We start from the raw sequence: 419 nt of genomic DNA, 5'->3' as shown, positions 1-419 counted from the left end.
GAGCCGGGCGAGATCGCGGCGCGGCTTTGCGAGCACGAGCTTGTCGGCGATGCGGTGGTGGTGGCGCGCGCCGATCGGACCGGCGACCAGCGGCTCGTCGCCTATGTGGTGGCGAAGTCGGCGGACGGCTCGGAGGGCGCCGATGGCGCGCAGCTTGCTGCCTGCTTGCGCGCCCATCTGGGCGGGCGGCTGCCCGACTACATGGTGCCGTCGGCCTTCGTGCGGCTGGATGGGCTGCCGCTGACGCCGAACGGCAAGCTCGACCGCCAGGCGCTGCCGGCGCCGGCCGACGATGCCTATGCGCGCACCGCCTATGAAGCGCCGCAGGGCGCGGTCGAGACGCTGCTGGCCGGGATCTGGGCGGAGCTTCTCGGGGTCGAGCGGGTCGGACGCCACGACAACTTCTTCGAACTCGGCGG

Annotated in this window: 1 protein-coding gene; it reads left to right on the top strand. The window is 73.0% G+C overall.

The features are described from left to right. Positions 1–419: AMP-binding enzyme (locus AC0L2A_RS36420; RefSeq protein ID WP_473613014.1), on the top strand; the 419-nt coding region annotated here is incomplete at both ends.

This window comes from Mesorhizobium sp. WSM4844, assembly GCF_055811775.1.
This window is presented reverse-complemented; position numbering and strand designations above follow the sequence as displayed.